The sequence below is a fragment of the Corallococcus sp. CA054B genome, from assembly GCF_003611625.1.
In the GTDB taxonomy this organism is placed as follows: Bacteria; Myxococcota; Myxococcia; order Myxococcales; family Myxococcaceae; genus Corallococcus; species Corallococcus coralloides.
On record NZ_RAVY01000020.1, the window covers coordinates 16,576 to 34,097 of the forward strand.

Sequence of the window (17,522 nt, forward strand, 5' to 3'; positions counted from 1 at the left end):
CGCATCGGAAGGCGGCCCTCGTGTTTCTAGCGGGCCCGCGCGGGCTCCACGTGGACCACCACGTCCACCACCTGCGGATAGGCGCCGTGAAGAATCTCCTCCACCTTGTCGGCCACTTCGTGGGCCTGCGCGGTGGTCAGCTGCGGGTCGACTTCAATCTTCAGGTCCACGTAGACGCTCTCCTCCATGCCCCGGCTGCGCACGTCGCGGCAGGAGCGCACGCCTGCCACCGCCAGCGTGTGCTGGGACACCTGCGCCGGGTCCAGGCGCGCGGTGTCGGAGAGGATGCCCACCGCCTGCCGGACGATGCCGTAGGCCACCCGCGCCACGAAGACCATCACGGCCAGCGCCACCAGCCCGTCCGCGCGCGGGAAGCCCAGCGCCACCAGTCCAATGGAGACGAGCACGGCGATGGTCACGAACACGTCGGACAGCGTGTGCTGCGCGTCCGCGAGCAGGAGGGAGCTCTTGTACTTCTGCCCGTAGTGCCGCTCCACGCGGGTGACGATGAGGTTGATGACGAGGGTGAAGACCATCACCGCCGCCATCGTCACCGACACCGTGGGGTGCTTGTCATGCAGGAGCGAGTCGAACGCCATGCGCCCCAGCTCCAGCATGCCCACGCCAATCATCGCGCCGATGCCCAGCGACGCGAGCGCCTCGAACTTGCCGTGGCCGTAGGGGTGGTCCGCGTCCGCCGGCTGTGACGCGACGCCCATGGCGACCAGGCCCAGCACGTTGGAGCTGCCGTCGATGAACGAGTGCAACCCGTCCGCCGTCACCGACGCGGACTGGGCCATGAGGCCGAAGACGAGCTTGGCCGCGGCCACCACCCAGTTGGCCACGAGGATGGCCAAGAGGACGAAGCGGATCTTCCGGTTGCGCTCCTGGAGCGCGGCGCCACGGTCGAGAAGAGAGGCTTCCACGGCGGGGCAGGGTAGTGCCTCCGCGCCGTCCACCGCGAGGCCCTCGTGGGGCCTACTGTCGGAACAGCCGCATCCGGGGGCCGCCGCCCATCTCCAGGAAGAAGCCGAACTGGAAGCGCACCGTCGCGTCCTGGCTCAGCAGACCGGACGGCGGGTTGGGGAAGGGCTGCGCGCGCTTGAAGGACGCCACGGCCTCCATGTCCAGGAAGTCCAGGCCGCTGCTCTTCTCCACCTGGATGTCCTTCACCGCGCCGCGCTCGTCCAGGGTGATGGTCAGCAGCGTCTGCCGGTCGCGCCCGGAGTAGATGTTCCCCGTCGGGTCGCGCATGCGCAGCTGCTCGTTGGGGTTCCAGTGCATGCCCACGCTCTGCTTCACGCGGTTGAAGAAGCTGGCGTACTTCCACTCGCGCGTGTTGAGGAAGGTGCCGTCGCCCTCCTCCTGGTCCTGGAGCATGTCGTTGGGCGCCGCGCCTATCACCTTGTCCATGGCCGCCTGCGACGGCATCAGCGTGGCCAGGCCCGGAGAACCCACGCGGCCCGTGGAGCCCTCCTGCTCACTTTCCTCGCCCTGACCGGGTTGGATGCGCAGGCGCTTGGCGTTGCCTTGCGTGGCGTCGCTCTCCGACTGGTTCTTCACCGCCATGCCCGGGCCGCGCTCGCGCGGATCCGTCTTCATGGCGATCTCCTGCTTGCGGCGCGTCTCCGGCATCTCGAAGACGGGCTTCTTGCCTCCCTGGGACTGGGCCCGGTCGTCCGCGCCCGTGCCGTTGTTGCCGGACACGCGCGGGGGCTGCACCTGCTCTTGCGCCGCGCCCTCCTGCTTCTGGGGCGCGGTCTTCTGGGGCATGGCGTTGCGGTAGAAGGCCGTCTGGTCGCGCGCGCGCGTCTCCTTCTCCACCGTGTTGTTGTGCTCGGCCAGGTACTTCGCGTCCGGGGACTGCTGATCATTCCCCGGCGCCACGTCCACCACCTGGCCCTGGGGCTTCGTCTCGTCCGGCTTCTTCTCTTCCTTCGGCTCGCGCTTCTCCGTGGGGCGGGGCTTCGTCTGCTGCGGGGACACCGGCCCCCGGTTCTTCGCCCACTGGTCCGACGTGAGCGGCCTCACCGCCACGGACGTGGGCCGCGCGGGGCGCTTCTCGTGCGGGAGGTTCGCCTGCACGGCCGACACCAGGAGCACGAAGCCCACGAAGGCGGCCTGGGCCAGGAGCGCCAGGATGCCCGCCACCAGGTAGCGCAAGGGCCCACGCTGCTTGCGCGCGCGCCGCTGACGCCAGTCTGTCGAGGAACCCGTGCCCACGGCCTGATGATAAACCTCCGGACCGCTTCTACAGTCCCGAACGTGCGGCCCGTAACAGCCGGGACATGGAAGAGATTCACGAGCACGTGCGTTGGTGCGCTCGAAATGTCCGCTTCATCTCAGTAGATGGGGGCCACCTCCGCCCCGTTGAAGTAGAAGCGCAGGATCTCCGGATAGCGCTGCCCGGCCTCCGCTCGGCCGATGGCGCCTGTCTGACACATGCCCACGCCGTGGCCCCAGCCGCCGCCCCGGAACAGCCATCCGGTGAGCCGGCCCTCGGCGTCCCGCTCGGCCTCCACCGTGGCCATGCTGCTGTTGAGCATCCCGAAGAGCCGCCGGATGTTCAGCTCCCCGCGCACCTGGGTGGCGCCCTTCGTGCCCGACACGGTGAGCAGCCGGGCGCGCCCGGACACCCCGCGCTCGGACAGGGCGAGCCCCTGGATGGCGCCCACGCCCAGCTTCTCCGTGAGCGCGTCCACCTGGCCCTGCGTGAAGCGCTTCTCCCACCGGAACTTCGTGGGCTGCGCGAAGCTGGACAGCTTGCACGCGGCGGGCACGTCCGACGTCGCCAGCCAGGCCTTGAGGTTGGACGGGCCGGGCACGTCCGGCGCGGGCTCCAGCAGGTCCGGCCGCCCGCGCAGGCTCGGGTCCGGCGGGCCGCCCCACACCACGTCGTTGTCCTCGGTGTGGCCGCCGCACACGGCGCTGTAGACGGAGTCCACCAGCCGGCCATCCTGGCTGAAGAGGGCCTGTCCCCGGGTGGCCTCCACCGCGGCGGTGGTGCTGGCCGCCTCGCCGGTGCGGCCCCGGTACACCGCGCAGTGCTGCTCCGAACAGAGGAGGTACGGATCCGCCAGGTGCTTGATGCCCACCTTCGCCAGCACCTCGCCCCGAGCCGTCACGGCCTGGGCCTTGAGCGCCTCCGGGTGCGCGCGCGCGAAGATTTCGGACGGCACCAGCCCCTTGAGCAGGTCCTCCAGGCCCACCACGTTCACCACCGCGAGCTTGCCGCTCCGGTCCACCGCGAACTGGAGCGCGCCCCGGAAGCTGCGGTCCTCGAAGGCGTGGAAGTCGTAGCCCACGCCGTACTCCACCTGCCGCACGTCGAAGCCGGTGCCGTCCGGCGTCTCCGCGTCCAGCCGGTCCTGCGCCAGGCCCACCACGGCGTCGTTCTCGTCCTTCAGCTCCAGGATGGCGCGGGAAGGCTTGCGGACCTCCTCGAAGAGCGTGGTGCGCAGGCCGTAGCGGCGCATCAGCTCCGCCTGCTGCTTCGCCGCGGCCTCGGGCGTCAGCGCCTCCTCACCCAAAAGGAGGTAGCGCCGGTTGTCGATGACCTTCCCCGCGATGCCGTACACGGAACCCAGCGTGTGCGTGCGCACCGCGAGCCCCCGCGCGCGCCACGTCTCCTGCGCCTCCGCGAGCCCCGCCTTGTCCGCGAAGCGGAACTCGCCCAACTGCACCCGCGCGCTCCACTGGGCCGGTTCGCCCTGCGTCACCCGCACCGTCCAGCGCGAGCCCGCGGGCGCATCCAGCACCTTGTCTCCCGGCCCGCCAAAGCGCAGCCGCATCCGCGCGCGCGGCGAGAACGTCACCACCTCGCGTCCCTCCATCAGCTTGATGGGGAGGCGCGGCTCGCCGTTGCGGAAGTCCAGGCGCTTCAGGTCCTGCGGCCCGGGCAGGCCCGACGTGAGCGGATCCTCCAGGCCACTCGGGGCGGGGGGCGTCACCCCCGCGTCAGCGGGCTTCGCGGGGACGGAGACCTCCGGCTCGCCCAGGCCCCGGGTCACTGGGGCAGGTGAGGGCGCCGGCGTGGCGCAGGAGGCGAGCAGCAGGGCGGTCAGGAGCAGGACGGCTTTGGACACGGCGGCGGCACCGTAGCCGCCATGGGGCCGAGCGTCACGGTTCTCCCTCCCGCTGCGGCGCGTCTCGCCCTGGATGACCGGCAGTGAATAGAACGCCCAACGCCGCGCGTTGCCCCTGCTCATGCGAATTCTTGGAGGCAACGGATTGAAGACGCGACACACCTTGGTGGCCTCCCTGGCTGCCTGCTCCCTGGCTCTTGGACTGACCGCTTGTGGCGGCGGCGGTGGTTCTGGCGGAGGCACCGGCGGTTCTTCGGGCGGCGGTACCCAGCCCCCCGCGACGAGCACAGGGAGCACCCCCAAGGTCGAGAAGACCCCCACCGCGCCGGGCAAGGCGCCTCCCATCGGCGTGCAGCCGGTGGAGAACACGCCCGCCGCGCAGATGCCGGAGCACGCGGACCACGCGCCCATCGCGGAGCCCGGTCCCCAGCCCGCCGTCAGCGCGCAGGCGATGCAGGAGACCCCCGCCACCACGCCCGCCCATGAGTGGGTGGTGTCGCCCAACGGCGACGACGGCGCCCAGGGCACGGAGGCCGCGCCGCTGCGCTCCATCGCCATGGCGGTGAGCAAGGCCGGTCCCGGCGACCGCATCCGCGTGCTCGCGGGCACCTACGCCGAGCGCGTGGTGCTGGGCGACAACACCCAGGCCGGCACGCCCGAGGCGAAGATCACCCTCCAGGGCGAGGGCCGTCCCAAGCTCACCCCGGGCAGCGGCTCCGGCGCGGCGGTGCAGGTGCGCCGCGCGAACTGGGTCATCGACGGGTTCGACATCGACGTGGAGGGACAGCCCATCTTCGGCGTCGCCTTCGAGGGCGACGTGCAGGGCTCGGTGCTGGCCAACTCGGACCTGCACAACGGCACCGGCGGCGCGGGCGTCACCATGTTCAACAACGCCAAGGGCGCCACCATCGAGAACAACAACATCCACGACTTCGTGCGGACCACCGGCAACAAGGACTCGCACGGCATCGTGATGCAGCCCGCGTCCTACGACGTGACGGTGCGCAACAACGACATCCACGACAACTCGGGTGACTCCGTGCAGTGCCTGGGGCCCGAGGGCTTCAGCACCCTGCCGCCCGCCACGGGCCTGCTGGTGGAGAACAACCACTTCTTCAACAACCGGGAGAACGCCGTGGACATCAAGACGTGCCACGACGTCGTCATCCGCAACAACCGGATGCACAAGTTCCAGCCGTCGGAGACGGCGAAGGGCGATGCGCTCGTCATCCACTACTCCGCCAACAACGTGCTGGTGGAGGACAACGAGGTGTATGACGCCGCCAAGGGCATCTCCGTGGGCGGCAACCACGAGGGCCCCGTGCCCCAGTCCATCGTCGTGCGCCGCAACCGCGTGCACGACATCACCGACGCGGGCGGCGGCGAAGGCACCGCCATCCGCCTGGAGAACTCCAAGGGCACCGTGGTGGTGAACAACACCATCACCCGCGCCAAGTCCGGCATCATCCTGGGCCACGGCACGGGCGGCCCCACGGAGTCGCTGCGCGTGGAGAACAACATCGTGGACGCGCCCGTCAGCGTGGACGTGGGCGGCCAGGCCCCCGGCCTCAAGATGAGCAGCAACCTCTATCCGGCCGGCGCGCAGTTCAAGACCAACGGCCAGCTCCAGGCCCTGGACGCCTTCAAGGCCGCCACGAACGACACCACCTCCAACGGCGGTGACGTGACGGTGTCGGACACCTTCGCCCCGACCGTGGCCGCCCAGGACAAGGGCCTGGACCAGGGCCAGCCCTTCTGCGGCGCGGCCCCGGACATTGGCGCGGTGGAGCTGGGCTGCTAGGCCCCACCCGGGAAAGCAACCCCCCGGAAAAGCAGAAGGCCCGATGCGGAGACTTTCCGCATCGGGCCTTTTGTCTATGAGGCGCCACCCGGATTCGAACCGGGGAATGAAGGTTTTGCAGACCTTTGCCTTACCACTTGGCTATGGCGCCGCAGCGATTGGGGCCGGGGTTATACGCAGCCCGGCAGGAGCCGGTCAAGGAAGCAACACCATCCGGCCCCGCTTCTCGTCCCGGTACCATACGGTGCGGGGTGTCAGGCCCTGACTAGCGAGGGAGCAAACGATGTTGCACGGCCATGGCGTCTTCCAAGAGGAGCACGAAGCCTTCCGCCGCACCGTCCGGGCGGTGGTGGACAAGGAGCTGCGCCCGTTCGCGGCGGACTGGGAGTCCCGGGAGGAGTTCCCCCGGGAGCTCTTCACCCGCTTCGGCGAGCTGGGCTTCCTGGGCCTGAAGTACCCGGAGGCCTACGGGGGCACGGCGGCCGGGGAGCTGTACGAGGCGGTGCTCCTGGAGGAGCTGGGCCGCTGCGGCTCCGGAGGCGTGGCCGCGGGGCTGGCAGGGCAGTTCACCATCGCCACCGGCCCCGTGCACCTGTTCGGCACGGAGGCCCAGAAGCAGCGCTGGCTGGCCCCCGCCATCCGGGGGGAGAAGATTGGCGCCCTGGGCATCACCGAACCGGACGCCGGCTCGGACGTGGCGGGGCTGCGCACCACCGCCCGCCGCGACGGCGACCACTACGTCGTCAACGGCTCCAAGACGTACATCACCAACGGGGTGCGGGCGGACTTCGTGGTGCTGGCGGTGAAGACCGACCCGTCGCGCGGCCACAAGGGCCTGTCCATGCTGGTGGTGGAGCGGGGCACGCCGGGCTTCAGCGTGGGGCGCAAGCTCCAGAAGGTGGGCTGGCGCGCGTCCGACACGGCGGAGCTCTTCTTCGAGGACTGCCGCGTGCCCGCGGAGAACCTGCTGGGCGTGGAGAACCAGGGCTTCTCGCAGATCATGGGCAACTTCCAGTGGGAGCGCCTGTCGCTCGCGCTGGGCGCGGTGGGCGCCATGGACGACATGCTGGAGACGGTGCTCGAGCACGTGAAGCAGCGCCGCGCCTTCAATCAGACGCTGGCCGGCTTCCAGGTGGTGCGCCACAAGCTGGCGGATCTGCACACCGCCCGTGAATGCGCGCGGCAGCTCACCTACCACGCGCTGCGGCTGCACGTGGCCGGCGAGTACGCCATCGCGCAGACCTCCATGGCCAAGAAGGTCGCCACGGAGACCTGCTGCCGCGTGGCCGACGAGTGCCTCCAGCTCCACGGCGGCGCGGGCTACATGATGGAGTACGACATCCAGCGTCACTGGCGCGACGCGCGGCTGGGGCCCATCGGCGGCGGCACCAGTGAGGTGATGAACGAAATCATCGCCAAGCAGCTGGGGCTCTAAAGCCCCGGCGGCTTCCGGGAGCAGGCGGGCGGACAGGCGGGAAGAGGGAAAAAAGCCCCCTGGTTCAGGTTCGATGGAGCCAGTCGCCTGGGGGAGGTCCCGGTGGAGCCCACCATCATCTGTGATGAGCTGTTCATGCGTCTGGGGGACGAGGAGGTGCTCGTCCTGGATTGCCGCGACGCGATGGACTGGGAGCGGTTCGAGATCCACATCCCCGGCGCGCTGCGCATGACGGCCTCGGAGATCGCGCGGGACCTGGCAATGCTGCCGGACGACGAGCTCATCGTCCTGTGCGGCACCACCCAGGACTGCGCGGACATCCGCCGCATCTGCCGGGTGTTGCGCCTGAGGGGGCGCAACGCCGTGTGCCTCGCCGGGGGGCTCCACGCCTGGGTGACGGGGGGCTACCCCACGGAGCGCCACGCACGCGCCCCCTCCCACGCCCACCGTTGAGCGGCGGATGCAGCGCGTCGTGAAACGGTGTAAGGAGCGCCCTGCCGCTCCCACCGGAGACTCCCCACGATGGCCAAGCTTCGCGCCGTGCTCATTGGCGCCACCGGACTCGCGGGCCAGCAGTTCATCGCTGCCCTGAAGGACCACCCGTTCATCGAGCTGACCGGGCTCGCCGCTTCGCCCCGCTCCGCTGGAAAAACGTACGCGGACGCCCTGCGCGCCTCCAACGGCATGCTGGCCTGGTTCGTCCCGGAGCCGCTCCCGGAGTCCATCGCCCGCATGACGGTGGTCAGCGGCGAGGCCGTCCAGGCGAAGGACTACGACATCGCCTTCTCCGCCGTGGAGGCGGACGTCGCCCGTGAAATCGAGCCGCGCCTGGCCCGGGACATCCCGGTGTTCTCCGCCGCGAGCGCCTTCCGCTACGACGCGGACGTGCCCCTGCTCATCCCCCCCGTGAACGCCGCCCACGCCCCGCTCATCAACGAGCAGCGCCGGCAGCGCGGGTGGAAGGGCTTCATCGTCCCCATCCCGAACTGCACCACCACCGGCCTCGCCGTGACGCTGGCCCCCCTGGCCGAGCGCTTCGGCGTGAAGGCCGTGCTGATGACCAGCCTCCAGGCCATGTCCGGCGCCGGACGTTCGCCCGGCGTCATCGGCCTGGACATCCTCGACAACGTCGTGCCCTACATCCCCAAGGAGGAGCACAAGGTCGAGGTGGAGACGAAGAAGATCCTCGGGGCGCTCAACCCTGCGGGCGCGGCGCTCACCCCGCACGACGTGCGCGTCTCCTGCACCTGCACCCGTGTCGCCGTCCTGGAAGGCCACACCGAGTCCGTCTTCGTGTCGCTCGGGAAGAAGGCCACCGTGGCGGAGGTCGCCCAGGCGATGCGTGAGTGGCAGGGCGCCCAGGTGGCGAAGGACCTGCCGTCCGCTCCGCCCCGGTGGATTGAAGTGCTGGACGACCCGTTCCGCCCCCAGCCCCGCATGGACCGGGACACCCACGGTGGTATGGCCACCACGGTGGGCCGCATCCGCGAGGACGGGGTGCTGGAGAACGGCTTCAAGTACGTGCTCGTCTCCCACAACACGAAGATGGGGGCCGCGAAGGGCGCCATCCTCGTCGCCGAGCTGCTTCGGGCGCAGGGCTTGCTGGGCTGACCGGGGAAGCGGGCCGGGTGGGGCCCTAAATTCAGGGTGCCAACCCTGGCCGCAACCATCTACTGTGCGCGGCCACGGACGCGCGGATTTCCGCACAGAGGAGACATCAACATGGCCTACGTCGTCGCCGAGCCTTGCATCAAGTGCAAGTACACCGACTGTGTCGAGGTGTGCCCGGTCAACTGCTTCTACGAGGGTGCGAACTTCCTCGTGATCCACCCGGACGAGTGCATCGACTGTGGCGCTTGCGAGCCCGTCTGCCCGACCAAGGCAATCTTCCCCGAGACCGAGCTGCCCTCGGAGTGGTCGGAGTACAAGAAGCTCAACACCGACTACGCCTCCAAGTGGCCCAACATCGCGGAGAAGAAGGCCGCCCTGCCCGAGGCCGAGGAGTACAAGGACAAGAAGGGCAAGCGCGGCGAGCTGAGCACCGCGCCCGGGAAGTAATCGGGGGCCGTATCCCCCAAGCGCGCCCGTCGTGATGCAGGCCCTTGCGCCCCCTGGCGTGAGGGCCTTCGTCGTTCCGGGAGTCAGGCGGGAGAAGGGCATCGTCGGACGTTCACCCCGCCTGGAGGACGCTGAGGCGCAGCCCCCGGGCCTCCAACGCGTCGCGCAACCGCGCCACGTCCTCGGAGGGAACGGGCCCATGGCGGCCCTGGATGCGCAGGGCCACCTCCCGGGGCCCCGTGCGCTCTACCTCCACGGTGGCCTCCAGCGGACCGCGCAGGCTGAGGCCCAGCGCCGGCCGTTGTGACTTCACGAAGACCTCGATCTTCTCGATGAGCGCCAGGGTGGACTCGACCTGCGCGACGGGAGGGCCGGCCGGTGTGGCACCCTCCGTGGAGCCGCCCGCCGAGCGAGCCCCTTCGGGCGGGGAGCCGCGCGACAGGCCTTCCAAGGAACGGTCCTCACGCGTGGGCGAGGGGAGGGGACCCGGCGCCGGACGGGGTTCCGCGCGGTAGGAGCGCTCCACCTCGCGGGCCAGCAGCTCCGTCGCACGGTGGGAGGCCTGCGTCCCGCCTTCCACGAGCGCCTCCTGGCGCACCGACCCCAGCCGCTGCGCCTCCACGTGCATGCCCTGCCGGGCCTGGCGGAGCGTCTCCGGGCTCCCCAGCGCGCTGCGCGTCGTCGCGAAGATGGCTCCCGCCGCACGGACGCCGGGGAGCGCCGGAGTGGCCCGCGTCGCTGGCCCCAGCCCCTGTCCACCGGCACGGAGCAGGCCGGGTTTGGGAAGGGCCCCTGGCGCCACCGGCTCGCGGCGGGCCCCGGGACGGGGTGGGGTGGCGGGCCGTTCGGAGGTCCGCTGGAGGACCTGTTTGAACGCGTCCTTCTCCGGGGGGACCTTCTCGTTTCCGGAAGGGGCGTCCTGACCTTCGACCTTCATGGCATGCCTCGCGCGCAAGGGATGCGCGGGCATGAGCAGCGGCCGTGCCAGTCAGGCGGGGCGCGCTCCCGGGAGGAGGGCGCGCAACGGAGGCGGCACGGCGGGGTGCCGCCTCCGGGATGGGCGTGCGGAACGCGGGACGGCGCGTTTCAGCGCTTGCCGCCGAAGCCGCCCGGCTGCACGGGCGCGGTGCCCGTCAGGTCGTTGAACGCGAGCGGACAGGACGCCACGGCGTTGGGATCCGCGAGCGCGGGGTTCTGGGCCCAGTCGCGGTCCTGGAAGAGGTACGCGTCGCGCACCTCCAGCTCCTTGAGCTGCTTGCGGTACTCCCAGAAGCGGCCGCGCAGGAGCACGCGCGCGCCCTTCGGCAGCTGCGTCAGCGGCGTGTACTGGTCTTCCTTCAGGCGCGCCGTGATGGTGATGGCGGGCCGCACCTTGGGCTTTCCGTAGGTGAGCCCCGTGAGCAGGCCGTCATTGCCCGGGTCCGGCAGGTAGTAGACGAGCCGGGCCACCAGCGCGGGGGGCTCGGGCGGAGGGCCCTTCTTGCTCTTCTTCTTGGGCTTCTCCAGCTTCGCGTCGATGAACTCCAGCCCCGCGAAGGCCACCTCCTTGTCGAGGTAGTCGTCGCGGAACTTCGCGTCCGCCACGCTGGCCGCGGTGGTGTTGGCCTTGAGGACCTCCATGTCGTAGCGCTCCATCATCGCGGGCAGCGTGAAGAAGAAGCTGTCCACGGGCTTCACGCCATCCGCGATGAAGCGCAGCTTGCTCAAATCCAACGGCGGGTAGTACGGCGCGAGCGCCACCGCCGTCTGCATCCACTCGGGCGGCAGCCGCTTGTCGATGAGCACCCGGCGCATCATCGACACCAGGTACATGTTGGCGGGGAAGCGCGGCGTGGACAGCTGCGTGCCCAGCGCCTGGATCAGCACGGGGTCCAGGTAGAAGTTCTCGTCGCGCTTGTGCAGGTACGGCGCGGACTCGCCCACGATGGTGAGCAGCGCGCCCACGAGCTGCGCGCAGTTCGCGTCGCTCGTCCCCTGTACCAGGGCCTGATTGACGCGGGAGCGGAGGAACCGCTTGTCCATGTCCGCTTCGCGGAACACGGGCGGCTCTCCCGTTCCAAAAAAGAACTCCTTCTGGGCGAGCGCGGGCGTCGACAGCAGGCCCACGGACAGGGCGAAGAGGGCACGGGTACGCATCGGCCTGAACCCTACCATGCCCTCCCCGGGGTGATCCTCCTCCGAGCGGACCCGCCCATGCGCGGAGTGGAACCCGACAAGAGGCCCAACGTGAGAGGGCAATTGCAACCGGATGACCCGATGCGGCGGGGCTTTCGCGACAGGCCCTTTCGAGGACAGGGGGCAGGGGACGGGCCGACCGCGCGGGAGGCATGCCGGGTCGGCAGGCGGTGGTTTTTTCCGCCTGTTGGCGGCGCGGGCTTTTGTGTACCTTGCCCACAGCCATGCCGACGCCTCCAGAGACTTCCCCGGCACCCGTCACCATCGCCCACATCAAGGACGAGGCGGAGCTCATGCAGGCCCTCGCCATCCGCGAGGTGGTGTTCATCGAGGAGCAGCACGTGCCCGAGGGCATCGAGCGCGACGCCGAGGACGCCCACGCCTACCACGTCATCGCCTACCAGGGCGGCCACGCCATTGGCACCGGCCGGCTGGTGAAGCTGCCGGAGCCGCCCGCGGGGCAGAGCGGAGCGTGGGGCCAGATTGGCCGCATGGCGGTGCTCCAGGCGCACCGCAAGGCCCGCGTGGGTTCGCTGCTCCTCACGTCGCTGGAGGAGGAGGCGCGCCGCCGCAACGTGAACGGCATCATGCTGCACGCCCAGCTCTACGCGCTCGACTTCTACAAGAAGCACGGCTACCAGCCCGTCGGCGCTGTCTTCGACGAGGCCGGCATCGACCACCTGGAGATGCACAAGCGGCTGTAGTCCCGCGCCGCTTTCCGTCAGCGCCTCGGAGGACGGGGCGCGGGCGGCGCGGCGTGGCGCGGATCCTCCGGCCATGAGTGCCGGGGGTACTTGCGGCACAGCTCCTTGCGGATGGCCGGGTAGTGACGCTCCCAGAAGCCCGCCAGGTCGGTCGTCACCTGCACGGCGCGCATGTTGGGGGCCAGCAGGTGCAGCACCAGCGGCACGCGGCCCGCGCCCACGCTGGGCCCCTGCGCCATCCCGAAGAAGTCCTGCAGCCGTGACTCCACCCAGGGTGGCTTGTTGGGCTCGTAGTGCACCTTCACGCCGCGCCCGCCGGGCAGGGTGACGCGCTCGGGGGCGTGGTTCGCCAGCAGCCGCTGCTGCTCGGAGGTGAGCCGCGCGTAGAGCGCGTCCAGCAGTGACACGCCCTCCAGGTCGGAGAAGCTGCGCGCGCCCACGCACAGGGACGCCAGCGCGTCGCGCATGAAGCCCGCGTCCACGGTGGGGAAGCCCGCCTCGGGGAACGCCTTGCCCAGGAGCTCCACGCGGGTGCGCCACTGCTCCAGCGCCTCGGGTTCCGCGAAGCGCTCCGGGCCCGCGGCCAGCGCCGCCTCGGCCAGCACGCGCGCGGCCTCCTCGGACGGTGGCGCGGGCGTGCGCGTCTCCTCCAGCACGAGGTTGCCGTACGCCAGCCGGGTGAGGCGCTCCACGCGGCGCGAGTCCGCGTTCCACTGGAGGGTGTCCACCTCCTCCAGCGTCTCCGGGTAGAGATCCAGCAGCCACTCGGCCTCCACGGTGCTGGCGAGCCGCACGACGGCGCCTCGGCCGGGGCGCTCCTCCGCGTCCACGGCGACCATCAGCTCCGCGTCCTGAACGACGCTGAACTCGGAAAGGCTGGTGGTGCCGCCGCCGAACATGAGCAGCTCCGGAGAGCGGGGCCGCCGCCTGCGGGCCACGCGGTCCGGGTAGCCCGCGAGCACGCTGAGCATCAGGGCCTGCTCCACGTCCTCGGGGCGCCCGGGACGAGCGCCCTGTTCGCGGACCGAGCGGCGCAGCTGCTTCTGCACGCGCTCCACGGACTGCACCGCGCCCGCGTCCAGCGACAGCGACTGCATGCGGCCGGAGGTGAAGCCCGAACGGCCGGCTTCGCGGAAGCGCTCCAGGAGCTCCAGCAGGTCGGAAGGTCCGCTGACGAGCGCGGACGCGCGGCCTCCACCGCCCAGGTTGGCGCGGGCCTCGCGGCGGATGTCGCGTTCGCCCATGAGGGCCGCGAGCACTGCGGCATCCCCGCCCACGCCCCGGCGCTCGCCCTCGACGATGACGCGCGCCTGTCGCGGATGGACGGGGAAGCGCAGGAGCCGCTGGCCCACGTCCGTCACCTGGCCCTTCGCGTCCACCGCGCCCAGCCGGCGCAGCAGCGTCTCCGCGGCCTCCAGGGCAGGGGCGGGGGGCGGCTCGAAGAACGGGAACGCCGTCAGGTCCTTCACGCCCGACGCGCGCAGGGAGAGCACCGTTTCGGCCAGGTCGGTGCGGCGGATCTCCGGGGCCTCCTGATCAGGCCGGCCGTCGAAGTCGTGCTGGGTGTAGAGGCGCACGCAGTGCCCGGCGCGGGTGCGGCCCGCGCGGCCCGCGCGCTGGACGGCGGAGGCCCGGCTCACCTTGCCCAGCTTGAGCTGCGGCAGCCCGGACCAGGGCGAGTGGGACGCCACGCGAGCAAGCCCGCTGTCGATGACGACCGCGACGCCGTCGATGGTGACGGACGTCTCCGCGACGTTGGTGGACAGGATGATCTTCCTGCGCGAGCTGCGGCGCACGGCGCGGTCCTGTTCCGCGGGAGAGAGGTCGCCATGGAGCGGGAGCACGTCGGCGTCGTGGCGCTCAGCGAACTCCGCGCAGGTGTCGCGCGCGCGGCGGATCTCCCCGGCCCCGGGAAGGAACACGAGCACGTCGCCGTCGACGCCCTGGGTGAACAGGCGCTTGAGCGCGGAGAGCACCTGTTGATCCAGGTGCCGCTCATCCGGAGCGGAAAGGTATTCGACGCTGACGTCGAAGCGGCGGCCCTCGGAGCGCAGGGAGGGGGCGCCGCCCAGGTACGCGCGGACCGGCTCGGCCTCCAGGGTGGCGGACATCACCACGAGCTTGAGGTCCGGGCGGGCCGTCTCCTGCAGCCGCCGCAGGAGCGCGAGCGAGATGTCCGCGGACAGGTGCCGCTCATGGAACTCGTCGAGCACGACGATGCCCACGTCGCGCAGGGTGGGGTCGGTGAGCAGGCGGCGTCCGAGCACGCCTTCGGTGACGAAGGACATGCGCGTCTTGGGACCGCGGACGTCCTCGAAGCGGACCTGGTAGCCAACGGTCTCGCCCACGCGCTCGCCAATCTCCTCGGACACGCGCTGTGCGGCGAGCCGGGTGGGCAGCCGCCGGGGCTGGAGGACGACGATCTCCTTGCCCGCGCCCAGCCCTGCCTCCAGCAGCGCGCGGGGAACACGGGTCGTCTTGCCCGCGCCAGGCGGCGCCTCCAGCACGAGCGACCGCGTGCTCCGGAGCGTGGAGACGATGTCGGGCAGGAGGGGATCGATGGGAAGGGCGACGTCCGCCATGTCCGGGTTCCTCTTCACGGCGGGAGACTCACCGCGCGTCGGGTCTCAAGGCGTGCCAGCCTCGGACGGGTCGTTCTTCTTGCGTCGCTTGGGGCGCACGGCCTCCGGAGCACCAGAAGCCGGAGCGTCCGCAGGAGCATCGGACTGCGCGGGTTCGGAGGCCGGAGCGGCGTTCTTCGGAGGCCGGCCCCGCCGAGCGGGACGCGCCGCGACGGGAGCCTCCGGGGCGACGGGCTCGGAAGCAGCGGTGCCCTCCTCGGAGCCACTGTCCGAAGCCTGGGGCTCGGAGCCGCCAGCCTCCGCCACGGTCTCCTCCAGGGGAGCCTCGGCTTCCGACGCGTCGGGAGCCGCCTCCATCGAGTCGTCCCCGGAAGCCTCCTCGGACCCCTCGAACCCTTCCTCCTCCTGGCCGGCGTCACCCTCTTCACCGAAGAGGTCCGAAGCCCCGTCCTCGGCGGAGAGCGCGAGCGACTTGCCCGCGCGCTTCCGGGGCTTGAGGGTGAGGCCCGCGGCCTCGAAGACCCCGGGTACGGGAACGAGCGCGGCCTCGGCGAGCAGCCGTCCCTGCCGCAGCGCCACGTCCAGGCGCCGTCCCAGGGACACCAGCGCCTCGCGCAGGACCGCCTCCTGATCCGGGGGCAGGGGAGTGGGGGACAGGCTCGCGGTCCACGCGGCGAACGTCGCGGCGACCTGATCCACGACGGGGCGGACCATGGCGAAGTCGTCGCGGGAGAAGATGCGCGTGACGTAGGCGCTCTTGAGCCGCCGCTCGTACGATGTGGCGTACTCGTTGACCAGCTCCACGGGCGCCCGGCGCAGCTGCGGGAACTTGAGGTGCGGGAAAAGGGCCTCGATGACGGGGGCGCGGCTGCTGGCGGTGAAGGTGATGCCGGCGTGCAGCTTCTCCAGCGCATCCACCCAGCGGCCCTGCTGATCGAACGAGAACTCCTCGCGGGCCTCGTCGAGCTCCGGCAGGTCCTTCACCTGTTCCAGCAGGCCGCCCGCGGGCTCACGGGCCTCGCGCAGGCGCTCCAGCGCGGAGGCCAGCCACTGCTTCTCGGCCTCCAACCCCGGCCTGCCGACGACCATCTCCTCCGCCGTGGCGAGTCGGGCCTCGAAGGCCTCGGCGAAGCGGATCAGCTCATAGGATTCGAGCGTGGACGACATGGGTGGACGACTCCTCGGAGGGGCGGCGGAGATACCACACCTTCACCGTCCGACGAGCAGGGCCTCCATGGCTCCAGGGGCGGCGAAATCCGCGAAGGCCCACTCGGCGCCAGCGTCGCGCAGCGCCTGGGGCGTGAAGTTGCCCGTGCCCACGCCAATCGTCTCCGCGCCAATGCCCTTGGCGGCCGCGACGTCCTTCGGCGTGTCGCCGATGATCACCACCCGGCACGCCTCCAGGGGGTGACCCAGCTGCGCCGCTCCGGCCTGGGCGCCGTGCCGGATGAGCGCCACGCGGTCCTCGAAGTCGCAGCCAAACCCACCGAAGGCGAACTGGTCGTGGATGTTCACGCGGTCCAGCTTCACCTTGGCGCCCGCGCGCACGTTGCCGGTGCCCAGGCCCACCGCGAAGCCCTGCCTCGAGCGAGCCTCCATCACGGCCTCACGCATGCCCGGGTGCAGCCGGTACTCGCGCGCATCGACCTTGGGAACCTCCAGTCCCAGGTGGGCGACGTACGCGTCGATGACCGCGCTGATGGTGTCCTCGGTATCGGGCTGACCGATGATGCCCAGCCCCTTGCGGACGATGGCCCGGTCCGTCATGCCGGACATGCTGAAGCCGTCGCACGCGTCGCGCCGCCCGTGAAGCTGCTCGAAGGCCAGGCCCATGGCTCGGCGGCCGGCACCGCCGGTGGTGACGAGGGTGCCATCGATATCGAAAAGGAGGACGGTGGGGCGCATGGCCTCCCATCTAACGGAAGGTCCCGCCCGACGCGAGCCCTGAGCAGTCCATCAGGGTGGCTGCCCCCGCCATGCCCGGCTCAGGGCTCCGCGAGCGTGAGACCCTGCTGGAGCGCTTCACGCACCTGGGGAATGTCCTCCAGGGGGAGCCGCTCCTCCAGCACCTCGCGCACCCGCTGACCGCCCAGCCGGCCAAGCGCCTGGGCGACGGCCTCACGCAACCGCAGGTCGCGGTCCACCAGCCGGGCCTGCAGCGTCTTCACTGCTTCGAACCCCAGCCGCTGGCTCAGCGCCGCCGCGGCCTGCGAGCGGACATCCGAAGGCCGGTGCGGATCCTCCAGCATCGCCTGGAGCGTCTGGCCCGCCTCGGGCGACTCCACGCGAGCCAACGCCGTCACGGCCCGCATCCGCTGCGCATCCGGGACGCTCGTGTCCTCCGCCAGCGCCGCGAGCACGGGCACGACCTCTGGCCCGAACCTGCGCCACGCGGCCTCGGGCGCCACGGTCGGCTGAGAGAGCAACCCCAGCGCCTCCGTGCGCAGCGGCCCGGGAACGACGGCGGCGGGGGACACGGATGCCGCGGTCGGGCCCTTCGTGGGGACAGGCGCCGCTTCGGACATGGGCCCCACGCCCGCGAGCAAGGCGAGACCGGCCAGCGCCACCCATCGCGAGGAGGCGGAACGGAACGGAACCGGCGAGGGACGAACACCGCGGGGGCGGGACGGCTGGCTCGGCATGCGGGGCTCCCGGTGGGGAAGGGGAGCCCCGTTATACGAC

General features: G+C 71.1%; 15 protein-coding genes and 1 tRNA gene. 6 read left to right on the top strand and 10 right to left on the bottom strand.

Going from position 1 to position 17,522, the window contains the following annotated elements; genetic code table 11:
- Positions 1–26 precede the first annotated feature (26 nt).
- The 3 genes from D7V80_RS07610 to D7V80_RS07620 all read right to left on the bottom strand — a co-directional run bounded on the left by D7V80_RS07610 (position 27) and on the right by D7V80_RS07620 (position 4,208).
- Positions 27–926 (bottom strand): cation diffusion facilitator family transporter, encoded by a 900-nt coding sequence (locus tag D7V80_RS07610; protein ID WP_120587526.1) that lies wholly within the window; start codon positions 924–926, stop codon positions 27–29.
- 52 nt (positions 927–978) lie between these two features.
- Positions 979–2,223 (bottom strand): energy transducer TonB, encoded by a 1,245-nt coding sequence (locus tag D7V80_RS07615; protein WP_120587527.1) that lies wholly within the window; start codon positions 2,221–2,223, stop codon positions 979–981.
- Between the two features lie 119 nt (positions 2,224–2,342).
- Entirely contained in the window at positions 2,343–4,208 is a 1,866-nt protein-coding gene (locus D7V80_RS07620; protein WP_233585204.1) for a SpoIID/LytB domain-containing protein, read from the bottom strand.
- Between D7V80_RS07620 and D7V80_RS07625 the strand changes: the two genes are divergently transcribed.
- Positions 4,207–5,886, top strand: coding sequence for a nitrous oxide reductase family maturation protein NosD (locus D7V80_RS07625; protein WP_120587564.1), 1,680 nt, complete (start codon positions 4,207–4,209; stop codon positions 5,884–5,886). The genes D7V80_RS07620 and D7V80_RS07625 overlap by 2 nt on opposite strands.
- 79 nt (positions 5,887–5,965) lie before the next feature.
- Here the strand turns inward: D7V80_RS07625 and D7V80_RS07630 are convergent.
- A tRNA-Cys gene (locus tag D7V80_RS07630) sits at positions 5,966–6,037 on the bottom strand.
- Positions 6,038–6,169: 132 nt separating this feature from the next.
- Between D7V80_RS07630 and D7V80_RS07635 the strand changes: the two genes are divergently transcribed.
- From D7V80_RS07635 to fdxA, 4 genes are all read left to right on the top strand, one after another.
- Positions 6,170–7,321: an acyl-CoA dehydrogenase family protein gene (locus tag D7V80_RS07635; protein ID WP_120587528.1), complete on the top strand. Its 1,152-nt coding sequence runs from the start codon at positions 6,170–6,172 to the stop codon at positions 7,319–7,321.
- Positions 7,322–7,423: 102 nt separating this feature from the next.
- Positions 7,424–7,774: a rhodanese-like domain-containing protein gene (locus D7V80_RS07640; RefSeq protein WP_120587529.1), complete on the top strand. Its 351-nt coding sequence runs from the start codon at positions 7,424–7,426 to the stop codon at positions 7,772–7,774.
- Positions 7,775–7,843: 69 nt separating this feature from the next.
- Positions 7,844–8,932, top strand: coding sequence for an aspartate-semialdehyde dehydrogenase (gene asd, locus D7V80_RS07645; RefSeq protein WP_120587530.1), 1,089 nt, complete (start codon positions 7,844–7,846; stop codon positions 8,930–8,932).
- A gap of 111 nt (positions 8,933–9,043) precedes the next feature.
- A complete protein-coding gene (gene fdxA / locus D7V80_RS07650; protein ID WP_014397786.1) occupies positions 9,044–9,379 on the top strand; it encodes a ferredoxin FdxA in 336 nt (111 codons plus the stop codon).
- A 112-nt stretch (positions 9,380–9,491) separates the two neighbouring features.
- Here fdxA and D7V80_RS07655 read toward each other — a convergent pair whose 3' ends face one another.
- Together D7V80_RS07655 and D7V80_RS07660 are read right to left on the bottom strand one after the other, a co-directional pair.
- Positions 9,492–10,316 (bottom strand): hypothetical protein, encoded by an 825-nt coding sequence (locus tag D7V80_RS07655; protein ID WP_120587531.1) that lies wholly within the window; start codon positions 10,314–10,316, stop codon positions 9,492–9,494.
- 149 nt (positions 10,317–10,465) lie between these two features.
- Positions 10,466–11,515, bottom strand: coding sequence for a hypothetical protein (locus D7V80_RS07660; protein ID WP_120587532.1), 1,050 nt, complete (start codon positions 11,513–11,515; stop codon positions 10,466–10,468).
- A 263-nt stretch (positions 11,516–11,778) separates the two neighbouring features.
- Here D7V80_RS07660 and D7V80_RS07665 point away from each other — a divergent pair, with 263 nt between their 5' ends.
- The gene (locus D7V80_RS07665; RefSeq protein ID WP_120587533.1) at positions 11,779–12,258 is read left to right on the top strand and encodes a GNAT family N-acetyltransferase; all 480 of its coding nucleotides are present in this window, start codon (positions 11,779–11,781) and stop codon (positions 12,256–12,258) included.
- 17 nt (positions 12,259–12,275) lie between these two features.
- Here D7V80_RS07665 and hrpB read toward each other — a convergent pair whose 3' ends face one another.
- From hrpB to D7V80_RS07685, 4 genes are all read right to left on the bottom strand, one after another.
- The gene (gene hrpB / locus D7V80_RS07670) at positions 12,276–14,840 is read right to left on the bottom strand and encodes an ATP-dependent helicase HrpB (protein WP_120587534.1); all 2,565 of its coding nucleotides are present in this window, start codon (positions 14,838–14,840) and stop codon (positions 12,276–12,278) included.
- Between the two features lie 45 nt (positions 14,841–14,885).
- Complete coding sequence (locus D7V80_RS07675; protein WP_120587535.1) at positions 14,886–16,007, bottom strand: hypothetical protein; 1,122 nt, start codon at positions 16,005–16,007, stop codon at positions 14,886–14,888.
- Between the two features lie 42 nt (positions 16,008–16,049).
- Complete coding sequence (locus tag D7V80_RS07680) at positions 16,050–16,745, bottom strand: HAD family hydrolase (protein WP_120587536.1); 696 nt, start codon at positions 16,743–16,745, stop codon at positions 16,050–16,052.
- A gap of 80 nt (positions 16,746–16,825) precedes the next feature.
- Positions 16,826–17,365: a HEAT repeat domain-containing protein gene (locus D7V80_RS07685; RefSeq protein ID WP_120587565.1), complete on the bottom strand. Its 540-nt coding sequence runs from the start codon at positions 17,363–17,365 to the stop codon at positions 16,826–16,828.
- Between the last annotated feature and the right edge of the window lie 157 nt (positions 17,366–17,522).

What these genes read in the sequence shown, in the direction of transcription:
- D7V80_RS07625 (WP_120587564.1), top strand. Translation starts at nt 4,207, where the DNA reads ATGCGAATTCTTGGAGGCAACGGATTGAAGACGCGACACACCTTGGTG.
- D7V80_RS07620 (WP_233585204.1), bottom strand. Translation starts at nt 4,208, where the DNA reads ATGAGCAGGGGCAACGCGCGGCGTTGGGCGTTCTATTCACTGCCGGTC.
- D7V80_RS07635 (WP_120587528.1), top strand. Translation starts at nt 6,170, where the DNA reads ATGTTGCACGGCCATGGCGTCTTCCAAGAGGAGCACGAAGCCTTCCGC.
- asd (WP_120587530.1), top strand. Translation starts at nt 7,844, where the DNA reads ATGGCCAAGCTTCGCGCCGTGCTCATTGGCGCCACCGGACTCGCGGGC.
- fdxA (WP_014397786.1), top strand. Translation starts at nt 9,044, where the DNA reads ATGGCCTACGTCGTCGCCGAGCCTTGCATCAAGTGCAAGTACACCGAC.
- D7V80_RS07655 (WP_120587531.1), bottom strand. Translation starts at nt 10,316, where the DNA reads ATGAAGGTCGAAGGTCAGGACGCCCCTTCCGGAAACGAGAAGGTCCCC.
- D7V80_RS07660 (WP_120587532.1), bottom strand. Translation starts at nt 11,515, where the DNA reads ATGCGTACCCGTGCCCTCTTCGCCCTGTCCGTGGGCCTGCTGTCGACG.
- D7V80_RS07665 (WP_120587533.1), top strand. Translation starts at nt 11,779, where the DNA reads ATGCCGACGCCTCCAGAGACTTCCCCGGCACCCGTCACCATCGCCCAC.
- hrpB (WP_120587534.1), bottom strand. Translation starts at nt 14,840, where the DNA reads ATGGCGGACGTCGCCCTTCCCATCGATCCCCTCCTGCCCGACATCGTC.
- D7V80_RS07675 (WP_120587535.1), bottom strand. Translation starts at nt 16,007, where the DNA reads ATGTCGTCCACGCTCGAATCCTATGAGCTGATCCGCTTCGCCGAGGCC.
- D7V80_RS07680 (WP_120587536.1), bottom strand. Translation starts at nt 16,745, where the DNA reads ATGCGCCCCACCGTCCTCCTTTTCGATATCGATGGCACCCTCGTCACC.
- D7V80_RS07685 (WP_120587565.1), bottom strand. Translation starts at nt 17,365, where the DNA reads ATGTCCGAAGCGGCGCCTGTCCCCACGAAGGGCCCGACCGCGGCATCC.